Genomic DNA, 17,021 nt, shown 5'->3' with positions numbered 1-17,021 from the left:
CCGGTAAATGCAGTAAAACGCTTGGTTCTGAAAATAAGCAGAATCTGTAAATACTAAAGTGAATCAACTGAAAAGTGAGCCGAAGGTAAATTTTTATCTTCGGCTCACTTTTTTGTTTTTTGCCGACTCATCTGTTTCTCCTCCTCTTACCTGGTTCGCTTCCTGCCTGTCACGAGATGTCGCTCATTCCTGCCAAAAAAGGCACTGCACCTGCCACCACAGCCTCTGCTGCTCTCACTTGGTGTGAGGGGTAAAGGTAAAACGGGACCAAAGCTGTTTATTTTGTGAAATTGTATTTTGCTGATGGTGCTGTGAAGGCGCTACACTGTAGTTCTGGCGTTGCAGGATAGTGCAGGATAGGAAAGTTTTTGATAAGTTGTTAATTTAACAATCATTCGTTTGTTTTAATGGTAAAACACCGGATGAACGAGCTTGTTTTTTTGCTGAAAAAGCATTTAACCAGTAGTAGAGATACCCATATTTTTCGGCCTGAAATGAAAGAAAAAAGGCATTGTGGTTGCCCTGTTTTGCACTGTCATCTTTCGGTGCCCGCCGCTGCTGCGTGGGGGTCTGCTATGTTGCTGTTACCACCAAAGGAAATGTGTTTTTTTATATCCAATAAATTAAATTTTACAAATTGCCTATGCGAGCATTAATTACTAAATTCTTAGCCTGTCTTCTCGTCTGCTGTTTATACAGCAGTGTGGCGCAGGCCCAATGGCAAACAGCAGGCGGTGAACCTGCCTCCGACGGCAGCGCCATCTGGAGTTCCATGGATGTGGACAGCCAGGGTATTCCTTACGTACTCTACAACGAAGGCGGCTACCTTGTAAGAAGACTGGTAGACGGCGCCTGGGAAAATGTTGGAGCGGCTCTCAACTCTACCTCTAACAACAACACTGCCAACTTTCCTTACATCCGGCTGGACCACAACGACGTGCCTTACGTGGCCTACCAGGACAAAGACAACGGTGACAGGCTGACTGTGCAGAAGTTCAATGGCACAGCCTGGGAAGTAGTAGGTACGCCGGGCTTCACGGAAGGCGGCATCCGGTGGGCCTTCATTAACTTCGACAACAACAATGTTCCGTACGTAGCGCACCGCGACATTGGCTCCAGCAAAGGTCGGGTAGTGCGTTTCGTGGATGGGGCCTGGGAGTACCTGCCAAACTTCCTTGGTACCAACGCCGAGCACCCAACCACTGCCTTCGACAAAGGCAACAACCTGTACGTAGGCTACCGCGACACCGGCAAAGGCTGGCGTGGTTCTGTGAAGAAATACAACGAAGCAACAGGTGTATGGGAAGCACTGGGTACGGAAGGCTTTAACGCCGGTGGTCATGAAGGCGAGGTAGGCAACATTTACCTGGCCCTGGACAACAACGATGTGCCGCATGTGCTCATCCACGATGGCAAAGGCGCTGTGGGAAGTGACAAAGCGGCCGTGATGCGCTTCAACGGCACGGATTGGGAGTTAGTAGGCAATGCAGCCTTCTCTGGCGGCAACATCACCAACTCAACCGGTACTTCTTTCCTCGGTTTTGATATCGAGAACAGGCCTTTTGTAGGCTTTAACGATGCCGGGTATGTTGATGGTAGCAGAGCGGTGTTTATGCAATTAGTAGATGGTACCTGGACTAATATCGGGGGTGAACTGAGCCTGGGCAGAAGCACCAGCCATTCCGGTGCTACCATGGACCCAGCCACCAGGACCTTATACTATAGCTACAGAAACACCGGTGATGGTGGGAAAATCTATGTGCGGCAATATATCTGTGGGCCACTAATTACTGCTCAGCCAGCAACCGCTGATACGAACCAAGGGGGCGAGGCTACTTTAAATGTTACCGCTGAAGGTTCTAACCTGGCATATCAGTGGCAGGTAGACAGCGGCAACGGCTTTGAAAATATTACTGACGATGAAACTTACAGTGGTGCTACAACTGCCAGTCTGACCATTGCAGGGGCAACAGTTCCGATGAACCGCTTCAGGTACAGAGTAACGCTGACGAGTGAGTGTGGTAGTCTTCATTCAGAAAGTACTACCATCACGGTAATGCCTGACCCGTCTCAGTGGCAAACAGCAGGCGGTGAACCTGCCTCCGATGGCAGTGCCATCTGGAGTTCCATGGATGTGGACAGCCAGGGTACTCCTTACGTACTCTACAACGAAGGCGGCTACCTTGTAAGAAGACTGGTAAACGGCGCCTGGGAAAATGTTGGAGCGGCTCTCAACTCTACCTCTAACAACAACACCGCCAACTTCCCTTACATCCGGCTGGACCACAACGATGTGCCTTACGTGGCCTACCAGGACAAAGACAACGGTGACAGGCTGACTGTGCAGAAGTTCAACGGCACAGCCTGGGAAGTAGTGGGTACGCCGGGCTTCACAGAAGGCGGCATCCGGTGGGCCTTCATCAACTTCGACAACAACAATGTTCCGTACGTGGCGCACCGCGACATAGGCTCCAGCAAAGGCCGGGTAGTGCGTTTCGTGGACGGGGCCTGGGAGTACCTGCCAAACTTCCTTGGCACCAACGCCGAGCACCCAACCACTGCCTTCGACAAAGACAACAACCTGTACGTAGGCTACCGCGACACCGGCAAAGGCTGGCGTGGCTCTGTGAAGAAATACAACGAAGCAACAGGCGTATGGGAAGCACTGGGAACAGAAGGCTTTAACGCAGGTGGTCATGAAGGCGAGGTAGGCAACATTTACCTGGCCCTGGACAACAACGATGTGCCGCACGTGCTCATCCACGATGGCAAAGGCGCTGTGGGAAGTGACAAAGCTGCGGTGATGCGCTTCAACGGCACCGATTGGGAGCTGGTAGGCAATGCAGCCTTTTCTGGCGGCAACATCACCAACTCTACCGGTACATCCTTCCTTGGTTTTGGTGCCGACAACAGGCCTGTCGTAAGCTTTAACGATGCTGGCTATGCAGATGGTAGCAGAGCAGTGTTTATGCAGTACCACAATGGTACCTGGTCAGTTATAGGAGGCGAACTGAGCCTGGGCAGGAGCACCAGCCACTCCGGCGCTACCATGGACCCGAAAAGCGGCACCCTGTACTACAGCTACCGCAACACCGGCGACGGCGGAAGGATCTATGTGCGATCCTTTGATGCAGGACCTTTCATTGCAGCCTCGCCTGCCGATAAAGAAGTAAACGAAGGCGATGCCCTCACCTTTACAGGCAAAGCGGTAGGAAATAACCTGACCTACCAGTGGCAGGTGGATAAAGGAGACGGACTGTTCGAAACGTTGACCGACGGTACCATTTACTCCGGAACAACCACTCCTACGCTAACCATTGGTTTTGCCGACGCTACCTTTACGAACTATAAATACAGGATGGCAGCAGGCGGCGAACTGGGCGCAGCTGCTACAGACGCTGCAACGCTGGTCGTGATACCTTCCAATTTCTGCTATCCGCCGGAAATTACAACACAGCCGGTGGCTACGACAGAAATCTGCCAGGACCTGCCAACCAGCTTTTCGGTGGAGGCTACAGGTTCGGATGTTGTGTACCAGTGGCAGGTAAGTGCCGATGGAGGTACTACCTTTACCAACCTCGCCAACAACGAGCTGTACAGTGGCGCAACCGATGCTACCCTGGTTATCACAGGAGCTACGCCGGAAATGGATGGCAATATCTACCAGGTATTGGTGAGCGGCGCCTGTGCACCGGCTTTGGTATCCAGCAGAACAGCGCTTACCGTAAACCGGAACCCGACGGTTGCCGTGGAGCCTGCTAACGCACCAGAAAGCTGCATTGGTTCTAACGTTAACTTTACAGTTGGCGCGATTGGTGCAGGCGTAACCTACCAGTGGCAGGTAGATACCGGCGAAGGTTTTGTTGATATAACCGACGGTGACGCTTACAGCGGTGCTACTACAAGTACCTTAACGGTGGTGGGCGCAACCACCGACATGAACAGCAACCTTTACCGTGCCGTGCTCAGCGGAACCTGCTTATCTACCGACACCACCACACAGGTAGCCCTTAATGTTTACGAGCCATTTACTGCCGGCGAAATTCAGGCAGGACCTGGTATCTGCTACAACACGGTACCTGGTGCTATTACCAGCGCTGCCTTGCCAACGGGCGGCGATAACAACTTTACTTATTCGTGGCAGTCTTCTGTAGACGGAACCAACTGGCAGGATGTATCCGGCGAAACCGGTACCTCTTACACACCAACTGCGGCACACACGCAATCTACCTGGTACCGCAGAGCCATGCACAATGCTACCTGCGGCACTACCATCTATTCGGAGCCGACCCTGGTTACGGTATATGGTGATCTGATGCCAGGCGAAATTGCCGGAAACCAAACCGTTGACTACGGTACCATGCCAACCATGCTGTCTTCTGCAACCGATGCAACGGGCGGCAACGTGGTTTCTTACCAGTGGGAAAGGTCTGTGGATGGCGGTGCTTTCACGGCTATACCACTTGCAACCGGCCGTAGCTTTACCCCAGCCGATCCAGCCGACAAGACCATTGCTTACCGCAGGGTAGCAACCTCTGTAAATGGCTGCGGTACCGTAACCAGCAACACCGTTACGGTTACAGTGCAACAAAGAGCCTTCACCGTAAACGAGGTTCCGAATGCGCTCCTGCCATACGGCAACGACGAGCAGAACAGACGTTGGGGCGTATCACACATGGGAATGACAGGTACTGTAAGAATCAGGGTATTCGACCAGACCGGCCAGACTGTATTTGAGACCAGCAATGCGCAGACCGAGTGGGATGGGCACTACCAGGGAAAACTTGTACCGGAAGGTGCCTACTTCTTCAGTATCGAACGTGACGGCGGAAGCAGACTAAGTGGTTCTATCAAAGTTATTTACTAAAGGTTTATGAGAGATTTATTTAAAAATATAGTTAAAAAAGCATTTGTTCTCTCGCTGTGCGGGTTGGGGTTCTCGGCTTACAGCCAGACGAGTAATCCGCTGACACAGTACGCCCGGTTGCCTATCCTGTACAACCCGGCAGCATCTGGTGTAGAGAACTTTACTGATGTGAAAATTGGTACCCGCTACCAGTGGGCCGGCATGGACGATTCGCCAAAAGGATATTTCCTGGGGGTGAACCACTCTTTCCAGAATGATGAGACCACGGGGCAGACGAAAGTTGGCCTGAGCGGTTTTGTGGTACAGGAACGGGTAGCCGGTTACCGCGACTTGCAGGCCGCTGTTTCGTCTGCGGTGCACATACCGGTAAGCGGAGATACCTACCTGTCGCTGGGCTTTAAAGCCGGCATAAACAGGATCTCCGCTGATCTGGGCGAGCTTCGGGTGAGAGGCGAAAACGACCGGGTGTACCAGGACCTGCTTGCCTCCGACGGTGCCGTTTCTTACCTGGATGTTAACCCGGGCGTCATGCTGCATTCGAGTAACTTCTATATCGGTTATTCCCCCTTGCAGCTGATCCGCGCCAGGATTAGCGATAACTTTGGGGAAGAGGATGAAAGCGTTGTGCGCCATGTGGCAACTGCCGGCTATACCTTCCAGGTGACCGACGATTGGGAAGTAGCGCCGGGTGCGCTGGTGCAGCTCCAGGATAAACTCGACCCGACGTACCTGCTTACCGGTAAAGTAAGATACCGCTCCATGTTCTGGGGAGGCGTGGGCTACAGCCCGAACCGTTCCGTTTCGGGGATGCTGGGCATCAGCCCGACCAGCAGGCTGAACATCAGCTACAGCTACGACCACAGTGTGGGCGAAGCCAATGTGTTCAAGTTTGGCAGCAGCCACGAACTGATCATTGGTATTCCGCTATTCAAGCAAAGCGACAAAGCGCCGATGATGTGGTAATAACCCACCAGGCTTTAATGGTACAGGAGGCTGTCTTACAAGGGCAGCCTCTTTTTTTTCTTGTTTAAATGAGTAGGAGCAGAGGGTGTGGTGGGAGCTGCAGAGCCTTTTTAGCTGCTGTCTACTCCGGTAAAATGGCTTTCAGAACATAGCCTGTATAAGCGGAAGTATCTTTTACGATCCTGGCCTTTACAAAAAGGGCATCCGTCGTGTCGAGTACCAGGATCTGCTGTGACGTATCGAAATTGATAACGGTCCCTTGTTCTAAACTTGCTTCCTTGTATAATCTGCCTTTTATCAGGGGTTTGGTCATTTCGAGTACATCGGGCGGGAGGTCCGCTTCCTGCATGGTGGGGTTATCAGATGCGCCATTCCCTGTGGTGGAGTTGTCGCGGCAGGACATGAAAAGGATTATGGGAAGAAAAATACTACACAGGAAACGTCCACTCATACTAACACAGGTTTATTGTTAAAGGTGTATATGCCTGGTAGCGGATTAATGTTTCATGTTTGGTGCAGGTGGCAGCATTTTTATGTTGTGCAGCAGTAGCGTTCCTACCCACGGGTGTGCTGACAGAACAGGGCTTTTGCGCAGGAAAGGAAATAAAAAAGAGGATGCCTTTGGGGCAGCCTCACACAATGGTTATAATGTCTTGTATGCCAGAATTAATTTCAGGAATCCAGCCACCTAAGCGCTTCATTAAAGTCTGAAAAGTTCTGAAAAGCGATAGCTGTAATCAGTGGCGATATTTCTTTTACCTGTGCTTCTTTAACTTTATTGTTACTTTCGAGACGGGCAACTTTCTGGATCCGGGTACCTGATAGTTCCTTGATAAAACCCGAAGCGATGGTTGTGTACTCTTCTTTGCTTACACCGATTACAGCCTTTCGGGAATCGACCAATAGATTTTTTACGTCGTAAAATTTAACTGTGTTGATAATATCCTGCAGGCTGTGTTTAACTTCTGTAATGCTAAATTCCTGTATATCAGGCCACTCAACAATAAGGACATCTTTCGCAGGATTATAATCCAGGGTAATTAAAGGACTCGGTATGATCATGTAGGATCTGTTTATTTGTAAAGTAACAAAAAGTGTGCAAAATTAAATCCTTGATGTAACTTATTTTTGCAGAACCCGTAGTTGCCCCTGCGTTTTGAACTAATACGTAGTAGTTTTTAAGTAGAATTACAGAGGCTCTGCAGCTGCCACCATAGCCTCTGTGCCTCCTTGGCCAGGTCAGGTTTAAGGAAAGAAGGCACGACTGATGTCCGCTGTGCAAAAAAAAGCCCCTCAACAAACTGTTCAGGGGCTTTACCGGTGGCCGCACCAGGAATCGAACCTGGATCTAGAGTTTAGGAAACTCCTATTCTATCCGTTGAACTATGTGGCCTGTTAAATTATGCTAGCTTCGCAAATTTAGATGAAAAAACGGCTTAATACAAAACTTGTTTTTATCAAATTGAGCAATTAGTTTTATTCGGAGTGATTGCACACGTGGCAAATAAAAAGACACTCCTATCCCGCCAATGAAAAAGCTGCTACTGCCGCTACTATTGCTGCTGACTATTTTTACATGTGCTGCCTTTCTGAACCCGCAGGCGAAACCTGATTTTTCAGGGAACTGGGAATGACTGAAAAACAGCGATGCAGCTACTTTTTCCTTAGCATTAAAGCAGAAAGAAAACCAGCTAACCGGAAGCTACTGTGCGATTGCCAACTCCGGCAACCGGATTGATTGTGGCATGGACGAACACGATGCCTGTGCCGTAACCGGTACCATTAACGGTAATGTGGCTACGGTAAAGTACACCAGCTGCTACAGTGGTAAAACAGCTACTGCTACCATTACCTACCTGGCAGCTAAAAAGCTGTTGCTCTGGGAGGCTAAACCAGCTTCGGCAGGTTATGTGCCTGCAAAAGCTGAATTGAAACGGCAGTAAGCAGTGCTGGCTCTAGCTGTGCCTCCACCTGCCTTACATCATAGCTGAAATACTTGTCCGGTATTTTTTCATGCTGCTGTACCTGCCACCATTCCCGCTGCTCCTTTTTATTCTTATTTGCTTTGCATCCGGGCAACATCTTTTAGCCGGAACCGCTCCAGGAAACTGGCTGCGTCTGTTATTTCCGTTTCCTGCCAGTGCAGGGTGCGGGCCAGCTGCTGCCAGAGAGCTTTTGGCGTGAACCCCTGGCTGCGCATGGCATGGATGGAGAGGGAGGCGTGGGATTTAGAGAGTTTGCTTCCGGATTCTTCCCGCACAATGGGGTGGTGCACAAACCGGACGTTCAGAAAACCGGTTGCGTCCGTTTGTTGCGCCAGGAAAAGTTGTGCTGCCGTGGAAAGCAGCAGGTCCTCGCCCCGCACCACCGTGTTGATACCCATGAGCAGGTCGTCGCACACGGAGGCTACCTGGTAAGCCGGAATGCCATCCTTCCGCCGCACCACAAAATCAGGCATTTCCGCTGCCAGGGGCACCGTGCAGTTGCCGAGCAGCAGGTCGTGGAACGAAATTTCGGTGCCGGCCGGGATGCGGATGCGCCAGGTGGCATCGGGCAGGTCGAGCGGGAACTGCTTGTCGCGGCAGGTGAGGGGGTAGTTTCCCTCCGGCGATACGGCGGCTATCTGGCTGCGCGAGCAGGGGCAGGCATAGAGCAGGTGCTGCGCTGCCAGCTCCTCCAGCATCTGGTTGTAAAGCGGCAGCCGGAGGTGCTGCGAAAAGTTTTGGGTGAAGTCGGTGGCATCGCGGGGACCTTCGTCGTAGTCCAGGCCCATGAAGTGCAGCGTGTCGAAGATGTCCTGCAGGTACTCCTGCCGGAAGCGGGTGTTGTCCAGGTCGTCGATGCGCAGCACCACCGTTCCCTGCTGCTGCCGGGCCAGCGCCCAGGTAATGGCAAACGACAGCGCATTGCCCAGGTGCAGGTAACCGCTGGGGGTAGGGGCGATGCGGGTTTTCAGAGGAGGTAGTGAGGTATGACGCGAGTCTGTTTCCATTCTTTAAATGTTATCCAATGTTTCCTGCGTACTTACCAGTTTTTGAAGTAGTGTTTCATCATTTGAGGTTTCAAATGCAGCTAAAAGTTTTGGACGCATTTTTACTTTCGCCCACTGTAAAAATTCTGTTAAAAGCTGTGGGGTTTCATCAAATTCTGGTATTCTTTTTCTCCTGGTGAGTTCATAAAAGTTGTCATCTATAAAATTGCAAAATTGAATAATAGAGGTGCCGGTGTTAGCTTCCTCCCACTTTGATAGTAACCATTCGAAAGAGGGGTATACTTTTGCGATAGAAGTAAAATGGCTTTCAAATACCCAATCAATTTTTTCGTCATGCTCCTGAAGCAACTGCAGCCAAAGTGACTCCAGATAAAGCAGAATGGCATCATATTCCTGTTTGGGCCAATCTCGCCAGTGACAGTAGTTTAGTTTGTCAAACACAACCCAGCTCTCGATTAATGCTTCCTTGTATTGGGCAATCAATTCAAGGAACCTTGGCAAGAAGTGTTTATAGTCATCGGTGCCGCCCCAGGTGTAGCAGACTTTGAAGGCAAAAAATGCCAGCTCGTCTCCGGTAAATTCGCGCAAGGGTTTGGAAGAGACTGCTGCATTCCATTTGGCGACTTCTTTTTCTGGGTAGAGCGGACTGGCATCCATGTTCGGATTTAATGGATACTTGCTGAAAACGGTGTATAGGTTTTCTACTGCCTGCTTAGTTGCTGCTGTCATAGGAGCATATCAGGAAAATTGGTTGAATAGAAATATTCTTTCCTGAATATACGCATGAAAAAGTAAAAGCCTCCTGCCGGTGTGGCAGGAGGCTTTGTTGCTGTAGGGGGAGGAGTCGAACCTCCACGGAGTAGTTAGGCAAATATCTTTTTACTGGTAAGCTCAAGTAGCTGCTTTATCCCGAAATCTCCACCCCCGAGAGAGGAGGGCTTGTCTGCCAGTTTCAACACCCTACATTGTGTCGTTCTGATGATACAAACGTACGAAACCTTGTTGAGGGTTGCAAATTTTTTACAAAAAATAATTAAAAATTATTTTAATGTTAAGTATATAGTGAAAATGTTGTGAAAATAGAAATATGTAACTGCTTGAGGATGTGATAGATTAGCTTGTTAAGATATTTGTTTTGGAAGCCCATAGTTTTTTAAAATATACTTTTGTAACCAGCTGCCTTTGTGTTGGTTATTTGTTTTAAAACAAATGAGTGTTCGTGATTTATGCTGCGCCTGTAAAGCAAAACCGCCTGTCGAATATTTCTCGGCAGGCGGTTTTGCTTTTAGATTATTTCTTCTGTCTTTCTTTCCAGAGCTGGTTAAACGACTTTGGCGGTACCTTCAGCGGTTCGCGGCGTTTGCTCCAGGTGTCTTTTAGCACCTGTTTCAGGACCAGGTTTTTAATGCCGGCCGGTGCCAGGTTCAGCAGCGTGCGGCTTTTCATGGCTCTTACCCACAGCTTGAAAGCTGTTTTCTCCTGCTTGTCGGCCAGGCCCTGTTCCACGCTTTGCTTGCGGTTAAGCAGCAGCAGGTTGTGGATATTTATTTTGACCGGGCACACCGAGGTGCAGGCGCCGCAAAGGGAGCTGGCGTAGCTCAGGTGCTTGTTTTCCGGCATGCCGTTGTAATGCGGTGTGATCACAGAGCCTATCGGGCCGGAGTAAGTGCTCTCGTAGGTGTGGCCGCCAATGTTTTTGTATACCGGGCAGATGTTGAGGCAGGCGCCGCAGCGGATGCAGTTGAGCGCCTCCCGTTTCTCGGGCAGGGCCAGCAGCTCGGTGCGCCCGTTGTCGAGCAGGATCACGTACATCTCTTCGGGACCGTCTTTCTCCTTGGGCTGGCGCGGACCGGTAAAGATGCTGTTGTACACGGTTACGTTCTGCCCCGTTCCGCTCGTACTGAGCAGTGGCCAGAAGAGGTCCAGGTCCATGATGGATGGAATCAGCTTTTCGATGCCCACAATGGCGATGTGCGTTTTGGGGAAAGTGGTGGAGAGGCGGGCATTGCCTTCGTTTTCGGTAACGGCTACGCCACCCACATCGGCAATCAGGAAGTTGCCGCCTGTAACGCCTACTTCGGCTGCGGTGTATTTGGCGCGCAGGAGCTTGCGGGCCGTCAGTACCAGTTCCTCGGCGTCTTCGGTCGGGGCTATCTTCAGCTTTTCCACAAAAAGGTCGGCAATGTCTTTTTTAGACATGTGCATGGCCGGCGTTACAATGTGGTAAGGCCGCTGCTCTGCCAGCTGTACAATGTACTCGCCCAGGTCGGTTTCCACTACTTCAATCCCGTTCTTCTCCAGGTAATCGTTCATGTGGAGCTCCTCAGTCGTCATCGACTTGGCTTTTACCACCGAACGGGCACGTTTGCGCTTCATGATGTGGCCAATCTCCCGCAGCGCTTCATCGGCATCGCGTGCCCAGATTACCTTACCGCCACGGGCCGTAAAGTTCGATTCGAACTCCATCAAATACTTGTCTAAGTTATTGATGACAGTGGTTTTTATAAAAGAAGCCCGTTCGCGGGCCAGTTCGTGGTCGGTATACTGGTTAAGGCCGCGTTGCACAGCCGTGTTATATTTGCCAATGTTAAACCCGATGGTTTTACGATGGTCTCTGTCAAATGCTTTCGCCTCAGCATCCAGCAGAAACTGTTTTAATTTACTACTCATATAATGCTACCCTGCCTTTTTCCTGTGTAAAGCTATACCAGGACGTGCTTTAAAAAAGAAAACACCTTACTACAAAAGTAAGGTGTTTTTATCAGAATAATATAAACGTAGCTTTTTTTACAAAATTGCTTCAGGGCTGTACCGGCCTGTTTCCCAGCTAACTTACTTCTTGTTGCTGTCTACCACAATGCGTTTGTCGCGGTTGGCAAGTTCCCAAACCGTATAAAAGGCCAGTCGCGCTGCTTTCTCGGCACTTTCAAAAATAATTTTATCTACCGAGTCTGATGGCTTATGGTAGTCGTCGTGCACGCCGTTAAAGTAAAAGATAATCGGAATGCCGTGTTTGGCAAAGTTGTAGTGGTCGGAGCGGTAGTAGAAGCGGTTCGGGTCGTTTTCGTCGTTGTAGGTATAATCGAGCGTGAGGTTCACGTACTTCTGGTTTGCCTCCTCGTTTATCCGGTGCAGCTCCGACGACAGTTTATCAGACCCGATGACATAGATATAGTTGCTGTTGTTGGTCTTCTCGTACTTGTAGTCCATGCGGCCAATCATGTCGATATTGACGTCGGCAACCGTGTTGGCCAGCGGGAACACCGGGTTCTGGGAATAATACTCAGAGCCCAGCAGGCCTTTTTCTTCGCCGGTAACGGTCATGAACAGGATGCTGCGGCGCGGGCCAAAGCCGTCTTTCTTCGCCTGCGCAAATGCCTCCGCCAGCTCAATGACAGCTACTGTGCCGGAACCATCGTCGTTGGCGCCGTTAAAAATCTGGTCGCCTTCCAGTGTCGGGTCCACCCCCACATGGTCGTAATGAGCTGTTACCACCACTACTTCGTCTTTCTTATCAGAGCCTTCTACAAAGCCCAGCACGTTTTCGGTTGGAAGCGGGTTGCTTTTACGTTCGGTCTTGATGGTAACATCTTTCACCGCCGTGAACGTGGAAGGTGCCGGTTTGCCTGCTTTGGCTACCGCACTGGCGTATGCCAGCATTTTGTCGGGTGTCGTATTCAGCAGGGCGGCGCCTACTACCGGCGAAATGAACATAGCGGCAGCCGTAGCCTGAGTGTCGCTGCTTTTGATACTCACAGCAGGGTGGGTGGAGTAAGCTTTGTAGCGTTGGGTTAAACTTACAAATTCGTCGGCAGTGGTGCCGGTAACCAGCAACAGGCTTTGGGCACCGTGTTTGGTAGCAGCTTCGCGCTTTTTGCGGTAGTCCCGGCCCCAGTCCGATTGTTTATCGGTGCTGCTGATGAGGTACCTGCCGCTGCTGCTTTTAGGCTCGCCAGCCAGTGCCACTACCATTTTGCCTTTTACATCCAGGCCGGCATAGTCGGAGTAGTTGGGTGCGTCGATGCCGTAGCCTGCAAAAACAACTTCAACCGTTTGCTCTGCCTGGTAAGGAGGACTGCCCATCACAAAAAAGTCCTGCATCATCAGGAACTTCTGGTTATTGACAGTAATATATCCCTCGCCCCACTGGCTTTCTTCCAGTTCGAATTGCTGGTAATACGGATTGCTGCCTCCCTGCACCGGACCCACGAGCCCGTCTTCGCGGAACTCGCGGGAGATATATTCGGCAGCCATTTTCTGCCCTTTCTTACCTGTGTCGCGGCCTTCGTATTCGTCGGAGGCAAGGATGTGCAGGTGTTTGGAAAGATCGGCGGCTGTTACCGAGGCGGCATAGGTTGGTGCCGCTTCCCGGAGCCTGGCAGCGTCGGTAACCGGAGCTTTGGTAGAAGCCTGTGGTTTAGCGCAGCCGGCAAACAGGACTACTGCCAGTGCACAGGCGGCAAATGAATTGTACTTCATGAATGTAGATGTAGGTAGTTTAGATTAATGGAACGTTACTGTTTTACGATAAGTACGGTGGCAAAGGCGGCAACACCCTCTTTTTTGCCTACAAAGCCCAGGTGTTCGGTAGTGGTAGCTTTGATGGAGATATCGCTTTCCGGAATTCCCATTACTTCGGCCAGGCAGATTTTCATGGCCGGGATATGCGGGTTTACCTTTGGTTCCTGCAGGCAGATGGTCGAATCGATGTTGCCGACTTCGTAGCCTTCGCGGGCCAGCAGCGCCATTACCTCCTTGAGCAGGATTTTGCTGTCGATGCCTTTGTACTTCGGGTCTTTGTCGGAGAAGTGGAAGCCGATGTCGCGCATGTTGGCGGCGCCCAGAAGGGCATCGCAGATCACGTGTATCAGCACATCGGCGTCGGAGTGGCCTAGGGCGCCGTGCGTATGCGGAATTTTAATACCGCCCAGCCAGAAATCGAGGCCTTCCTGCAGTTGGTGTACATCGTAGCCGAAGCCTGTTCGTATCTTCAGTTTCATGGAATTTGTTGTTTTGCGTAGTGCAGCCGGGTGAGCAGCTGTCATGAAAAAAGTAAAATACAAAACTACTTAAATTCTGACCGTTGATGGTAATGATGAAGGTGATGAACAGGATTTTTTATTTGTCTTGACCGCTGATTTACACTGATTAAATTGATTGATCTGATTTTTGTCTGAACAAGATTAAAAAATTAAGAGATTAACAGGAGGAGTGGCAATGGTGGCAGGAGCAGAATGTATTTCTGATGTTAATTTAGGGTTGAAAATCTTCAACCCCTACAAAATTTCTACTTCTCTACTTCTCTACCTTTCTACCTTTCTACCTTTCTACCTTTCTACCTCCCAAACTCCCAAACTAATCTAGTCCCACTCCGGCGCCCAGTGCGGCTGCACCTCCCGCTGGTTAAGCCTGCGTAGCTGGTCTATCTGTTTTACTTCGTCCTGTGTCAGTTCAAAATCGAATACCTGGAAGTTGGCTTTCATGTTATGTACTTTGGAAGAGCGCGGAATCGCCAGCACGCCATCCTGCTGCAACAGCCAGCGCAGCGCTACCTGCACTTCGTTCTTGCCGTATTTCCGGCCAATGCTATGCAGGATTTCGTTACCCAGAAGCTTGCCCTGTGCTATGGGGCTGTAGGCAGTAAGGGTGATGCCGTGCTCCCGCAGGTAGTTGTAGAGCTTGATCTGGTCGAGGAGCGGGTGGTATTCTACCTGGTTGGTGATAATGTCGGCGCCCAGGGCTATTGTCTGCTCTACCAACCTGACCGGGAAGTTACTGACGCCGATGTGCCGGGTATAGCCTTTTTCTCTTGCCTCCAGGAGTTGTTCTACCGTTTCTTCCAGCGGCACCTCTGGGTTGGGCCAGTGGATGAGCAGCAGGTCTACATAGTCTGTTTGCAGTTTTCGCAGGCTTACCTCCACCGATGGCAGGAAGTCTTTCTGCGTGAGCCGGTCGTACCACACTTTGGTGGTCAGGAAGATATCTTCCCGTGGTACTCCTGCTGCCTTGATACCTGCGCCAACTGCTTCCTCGTTCCGGTAAATCTGGGCGGTGTCGATGTGGCGGTACCCTTCTGCCAGGGCTGCTTCTACAATAGTTTGTGCCGTAGTGCCCTCTAACTGGAAAGTGCCGAGTCCGAGGGCAGGAATTTCGGCGCCTTGTAGGGTGATGTACTTCATAAAGTGCTGCTTTTTGGGTATAGCTGTATGTTTTTTGTCTTTTTGGCTATTGGCACAGTAAACGGTTTCCTGGCTGCTGATGTTGTACCATCTATTTTAAGCGCAGGTCGGCGGTACAGTAAGTTCAATATATTCAATCGGTTGCAACTGTTAAAATCTGGTGCTGTTTTTTGTGGAAAAAAACAGCACCTCCTGCTTTTGGTGGCTGTGCTGCCACCAAACAGGAGGTGCTGTTAAGATTGTAGATTAGGGTCGGGATTCGCTAACCTTAACCTGCAGAAACAATAACCTAATTATAGTTGGGGTTTTGTTTAAATTCTGCCTTATTGGTAACTGCGTCCAGCTGTACCTGCGGAATAGGACGAATGTTGTGGTGTGCTTTAATATTTTCTTTAGCATCCGGGTTGTATTTCTGAACATAGTCTACCAGTTTACCGGTGCGTTTCAGGTCGAACCAGCGAATTTGTTCGCCAGCCAGTTCACGGGCACGCTCTTCCATAATAAAATCAAGGTTCAGTTGTGACGCTTCGATCTGCATCTCGGCTTCTTTGCCCGGTATGGCACGTTTGGTGCGCAGGGTATTAATGTATCCCAGTGCTTCTGTCGGATTCGACTGCATCAGCGCTTCAGCTGCAATCAGGTAAAGTTCAGCAAGCCGGATTACAAAGGCATCACGGGCGCTCCATTCCTGGTTGGCTGTCAGGCGGGTAGGGTCCATGAACTTCTTCAGCTGTATAAACTGCGACCGCAGCAAAGGTGAGCCATCAGCTTTATACATGGTGGTGCGGTCAAAGATCTTGTATTTTCCGGCTGCAACACTTTTTTGTTTTTCCGTGGCAGGCGTTTTCAGGAACAGCATAGAGGTATCGCCAGCACTCATCTGCGGATAGCCGTTCACATCGCCATCCTTCAGGTTAGGAGTGTTTGCGTACCACACTGTCTGGAAGCTGCCGTGGTAACGCTGGTCGTTTGCTTCGTTATACAAATCGAGCAGGCGCACAGAAGGCATGTAGCGCTGATAAGGGCGACCATATGCAACGGAACGTGTCATGCCAGGCTGCTTATCGTACACCATAATGTAGTACAAGTGGCCGTTGTTGCCTTTGTTGGTACCAACTGTGAAATCGCCATTCAGGGTTTCGTCGTTGGTGTAGTTTATGTAATAAACTGCTTCCGAATTGCTGCCGCCTTCGCTGTTCTTCATGTCCCAAAGGGCTGCATAATCACTGAAGAGCGCGTACCTGCCACTGTTGATAATGTCTTTTGCTAACGTTGCTGCCTCTGCATAAAGAGCGGCATCGTTGGTCTGGCTGGCTCTTGTCAGGCACAAACGTGCTTTCAGGGCTTTGGCTGCATCCTGTGTAATACGACCGTCTGTGGATTTCTTAGGGGCCAGGTTGGCGATTGCTATATCCAGGTCCGAAAAAATAACATTATAAAAGTCAGCTACCGAGGAACGTTTTGCCGTTGTTACCACTCCCACTGTAGGTGTAGTATTCAGAACCACATCGCCCCAAGTTTCTACGATAAGCGACAGGTACAATGCCCGCAGGAATTTTACTTCGCCTTCGTACTGCTTGTTGAGGGCAGGCGTTAGCAAAGGACTTGGTAACAAAGAAATGGCCGTGTTGCAAACGTTGAGCGATTTGTACAAATGTGCCCAGTAATCTTTGAGGTTGGTCTGGGCGCCGTTCAGGTCGACGGTATAATCGGCTAACTGGTTGGCTTTGTTGTCGCCACCCCGCAGGAACAGGTCGGTGCCGGTTTCTGTCATGCCAAACGGAGCTTCTTTGCCGTACCACAACCTGGTGCCGGAGTAGCATGCATTTACGGCACTGGTAATACCCAGTTCGGTATCGTAAAAAGGCCCTTGTGTTAAACCGCTTTTATTTACTTCTTCCAGATAATCGTTACAGGATGATACTCCCAGGGAGGAGGCCACCAGAAATAAAGCAATTATTTTATTTTTCATTTGATTTCAATTTTAAAGTACTTACTAATAACCGGTATGCACGCAAGG

The 17,021-nt window shown here is 50.3% G+C and carries 12 protein-coding genes and 1 tRNA gene; 3 read left to right on the top strand and 10 right to left on the bottom strand.

The features are described from left to right. The first annotated feature begins 643 nt into the window (after positions 1-643). Together DCW36_RS05965 and DCW36_RS05960 are read left to right on the top strand one after the other, a co-directional pair. Positions 644-4,867, top strand: a complete 4,224-nt coding sequence (locus tag DCW36_RS05965; protein ID WP_114777434.1) for a T9SS type B sorting domain-containing protein — start codon at positions 644-646, stop codon at positions 4,865-4,867. A gap of 6 nt (positions 4,868-4,873) precedes the next feature. After that, entirely contained in the window at positions 4,874-5,830 is a 957-nt protein-coding gene (locus tag DCW36_RS05960; protein WP_114777433.1) for a PorP/SprF family type IX secretion system membrane protein, read from the top strand. Between the two features lie 121 nt (positions 5,831-5,951). On the opposite strand, the gene DCW36_RS05955 is transcribed toward DCW36_RS05960, so the two are convergent. The 3 genes from DCW36_RS05955 to DCW36_RS05945 form a co-directional block, all read right to left on the bottom strand. Then, the gene (locus tag DCW36_RS05955; protein ID WP_114777432.1) at positions 5,952-6,281 is read right to left on the bottom strand and encodes a hypothetical protein; all 330 of its coding nucleotides are present in this window, start codon (positions 6,279-6,281) and stop codon (positions 5,952-5,954) included. A 221-nt stretch (positions 6,282-6,502) separates the two neighbouring features. Then, entirely contained in the window at positions 6,503-6,892 is a 390-nt protein-coding gene (locus DCW36_RS05950; protein WP_114777431.1) for a hypothetical protein, read from the bottom strand. A 259-nt stretch (positions 6,893-7,151) separates the two neighbouring features. Next, a tRNA-Arg gene (locus tag DCW36_RS05945) sits at positions 7,152-7,223 on the bottom strand. 352 nt (positions 7,224-7,575) lie between these two features. On the opposite strand from DCW36_RS05945, the gene DCW36_RS05940 reads away from it, so the two are divergent. Further along, positions 7,576-7,773, top strand: a complete 198-nt coding sequence (locus DCW36_RS05940; RefSeq protein WP_114777430.1) for a hypothetical protein — start codon at positions 7,576-7,578, stop codon at positions 7,771-7,773. 113 nt (positions 7,774-7,886) lie between these two features. Here DCW36_RS05940 and DCW36_RS05935 read toward each other — a convergent pair whose 3' ends face one another. The 7 genes from DCW36_RS05935 to DCW36_RS05905 all read right to left on the bottom strand — a co-directional run bounded on the left by DCW36_RS05935 (position 7,887) and on the right by DCW36_RS05905 (position 16,973). Beyond that, the gene (locus DCW36_RS05935) at positions 7,887-8,822 is read right to left on the bottom strand and encodes a glutamate--tRNA ligase family protein (RefSeq protein ID WP_114777429.1); all 936 of its coding nucleotides are present in this window, start codon (positions 8,820-8,822) and stop codon (positions 7,887-7,889) included. A gap of 3 nt (positions 8,823-8,825) precedes the next feature. Continuing rightward, positions 8,826-9,551 carry a hypothetical protein gene (locus DCW36_RS05930; RefSeq protein WP_114777428.1) on the bottom strand — a complete coding sequence of 242 codons (726 nt, stop codon included), beginning with the start codon at positions 9,549-9,551 and terminating at the stop codon, positions 8,826-8,828. Between the two features lie 561 nt (positions 9,552-10,112). Beyond that, on the bottom strand, positions 10,113-11,492 hold the full coding sequence (locus DCW36_RS05925) for a LutB/LldF family L-lactate oxidation iron-sulfur protein (protein ID WP_114777427.1): 1,380 nt from the start codon (positions 11,490-11,492) through the stop codon (positions 10,113-10,115). A 162-nt stretch (positions 11,493-11,654) separates the two neighbouring features. Further along, the gene (locus DCW36_RS05920; protein ID WP_114777426.1) at positions 11,655-13,301 is read right to left on the bottom strand and encodes a M28 family peptidase; all 1,647 of its coding nucleotides are present in this window, start codon (positions 13,299-13,301) and stop codon (positions 11,655-11,657) included. A gap of 35 nt (positions 13,302-13,336) precedes the next feature. After that, positions 13,337-13,822 (bottom strand): 2-C-methyl-D-erythritol 2,4-cyclodiphosphate synthase, encoded by a 486-nt coding sequence (ispF, locus tag DCW36_RS05915; RefSeq protein WP_114777425.1) that lies wholly within the window; start codon positions 13,820-13,822, stop codon positions 13,337-13,339. 360 nt (positions 13,823-14,182) lie between these two features. After that, the gene (locus DCW36_RS05910; RefSeq protein WP_114777424.1) at positions 14,183-15,001 is read right to left on the bottom strand and encodes an aldo/keto reductase; all 819 of its coding nucleotides are present in this window, start codon (positions 14,999-15,001) and stop codon (positions 14,183-14,185) included. Between the two features lie 289 nt (positions 15,002-15,290). Beyond that, positions 15,291-16,973, bottom strand: coding sequence for a RagB/SusD family nutrient uptake outer membrane protein (locus DCW36_RS05905; protein WP_114777423.1), 1,683 nt, complete (start codon positions 16,971-16,973; stop codon positions 15,291-15,293). Positions 16,974-17,021: the final 48 nt, after the last annotated feature.

This window comes from Botryobacter ruber, assembly GCF_003347595.2.
GTDB classification, from domain to species: Bacteria; Bacteroidota; Bacteroidia; order Cytophagales; family Hymenobacteraceae; genus Pontibacter; species Pontibacter ruber_A.
This window is presented reverse-complemented; position numbering and strand designations above follow the sequence as displayed.

What these genes read in the sequence shown, in the direction of transcription:
- DCW36_RS05955 (WP_114777432.1), bottom strand. Translation starts at nt 6,281, where the DNA reads ATGAGTGGACGTTTCCTGTGTAGTATTTTTCTTCCCATAATCCTTTTC.
- DCW36_RS05950 (WP_114777431.1), bottom strand. Translation starts at nt 6,892, where the DNA reads ATGATCATACCGAGTCCTTTAATTACCCTGGATTATAATCCTGCGAAA.
- DCW36_RS05940 (WP_114777430.1), top strand. Translation starts at nt 7,576, where the DNA reads ATGGACGAACACGATGCCTGTGCCGTAACCGGTACCATTAACGGTAAT.
- DCW36_RS05965 (WP_114777434.1), top strand. Translation starts at nt 644, where the DNA reads ATGCGAGCATTAATTACTAAATTCTTAGCCTGTCTTCTCGTCTGCTGT.
- DCW36_RS05935 (WP_114777429.1), bottom strand. Translation starts at nt 8,822, where the DNA reads ATGGAAACAGACTCGCGTCATACCTCACTACCTCCTCTGAAAACCCGC.
- DCW36_RS05910 (WP_114777424.1), bottom strand. Translation starts at nt 15,001, where the DNA reads ATGAAGTACATCACCCTACAAGGCGCCGAAATTCCTGCCCTCGGACTC.
- DCW36_RS05960 (WP_114777433.1), top strand. Translation starts at nt 4,874, where the DNA reads ATGAGAGATTTATTTAAAAATATAGTTAAAAAAGCATTTGTTCTCTCG.
- DCW36_RS05925 (WP_114777427.1), bottom strand. Translation starts at nt 11,492, where the DNA reads ATGAGTAGTAAATTAAAACAGTTTCTGCTGGATGCTGAGGCGAAAGCA.
- DCW36_RS05905 (WP_114777423.1), bottom strand. Translation starts at nt 16,973, where the DNA reads ATGAAAAATAAAATAATTGCTTTATTTCTGGTGGCCTCCTCCCTGGGA.
- ispF (WP_114777425.1), bottom strand. Translation starts at nt 13,822, where the DNA reads ATGAAACTGAAGATACGAACAGGCTTCGGCTACGATGTACACCAACTG.
- DCW36_RS05930 (WP_114777428.1), bottom strand. Translation starts at nt 9,551, where the DNA reads ATGACAGCAGCAACTAAGCAGGCAGTAGAAAACCTATACACCGTTTTC.
- DCW36_RS05920 (WP_114777426.1), bottom strand. Translation starts at nt 13,301, where the DNA reads ATGAAGTACAATTCATTTGCCGCCTGTGCACTGGCAGTAGTCCTGTTT.